Source organism: Dietzia cercidiphylli (assembly GCF_014145145.1).
Lineage (GTDB): Bacteria > Actinomycetota > Actinomycetes > Mycobacteriales > Mycobacteriaceae > Dietzia > Dietzia natronolimnaea.
The window spans coordinates 1-1,209 of sequence record NZ_JAALEA010000107.1; the positions used below are offsets into that span (position 1 = coordinate 1).

2 protein-coding genes are annotated in these 1,209 nt (G+C 69.6%); one reads left to right on the plus strand and one right to left on the minus strand.

Annotated features, from left to right (window positions below; translation table 11 throughout):
- On the plus strand, positions 1 to 619 hold a 619-nt coding region (locus G6028_RS04710), incomplete at its 5' end, for an HNH endonuclease signature motif containing protein (protein ID WP_182658199.1).
- An 84-nt stretch (positions 620 to 703) separates the two neighbouring features.
- Here the strand turns inward: G6028_RS04710 and G6028_RS04715 are convergent.
- On the minus strand, positions 704 to 1,209 hold a 506-nt coding region (locus G6028_RS04715), incomplete at its 5' end, for an Rv0361 family membrane protein (protein WP_194306827.1).

Genomic DNA, 1,209 nt, shown 5'->3' on the forward strand with positions numbered 1-1,209 from the left:
GTCGTGGGGCACCGACAAGCCGGTCCGGATCTCGGTCATCGACAGCATCGCCCAGGGCCTGCCCAACCGGGTGCAGTTCGTCAACGGCGCCTACGCCAGCTTCGACTGGCTGTGCGAGGAACTGCTCTCCGGCGGCGACGCCAAGGTGCGGTTCGACTTGATCGACCCGCAACCGGGCGTTCAGGACACACCGGATGCGGTGCTCAAGTACTTCATCACCCCGGCGCTGGCCGAACGGATCCGGCTGCGCGACGGCACCTGCCGCCACCCCGGCTGCACGGTTGACGCCCACGACTGCGAGATCGATCACGTCATCGCCTTCGACCACCTGCGCCCGGAACTGGGCGGACCCACCGCCGAGTGGAACCTGATCTGCCTGTGCCGCAAGCACCACCGCGAGAAGACCTTCGGCCACTGCGCCTACCGGCCCGGCCCACTCGGTGAACTGACCATCATCACCGAAACCGGACACGAACACCGCACCACCCCACACGGCCCACTGGCCCAAGCGCGCGACCGGATCCTCGACCACCGATGGCGCCAACACCTCGAGCGCCTCATCACCGACGACGGCCACCTCACCAACCCACCAGGCGCCCACCGCACCCACCCCGCCTGACTCCTGCACGGCTCGTGTGTGCGGCGCGTGGCGTGCCCTCGTGTCTCAGGGCGATCAGACTCAGGGCGATCAGCCGGCGGGAACTCAGCCGGGCTGATCGCCCTGAGGCACCGCACCCATTCCCACGCCGGGCTCGCACACCTTCCAGGCGCCGTCCTCATTGAGCATCCGTACCTGCTCCGGCGCGGACTCGTCGGATTCCGACTCCACGGTGGCGGTGGCGACATCGCCCTCGATCTCGACCCCGGTGACCTCGAGATCCTGCGGGAACGAACCCGCGATGGACTCGCGCAGCATCGCGTCGAGGTCGGTGCCGGTCTGCTCGCCGGAGGCGGTGATGTTGTCGACCAGGTCCTGCGGCACCCGGTTCTCGGCGCAGAGATGGCTGTTGAACTCGGCGAACGAGTCCGAGGCGGTCATGTCGCGGAGAGTCTGCTCGACCGCGCGCTCCGCGCGATCCGAGGACGACATCGGCCCGGCCGCGACGAGCCACACGAGTGCGGCGGCCACCGCGGTTACGACGACGGCCGCCGCCACGAGCGCCACACGGAGTCCGCCTCGCCGGCCATCGCCGGTACGTGCGCCGCCGC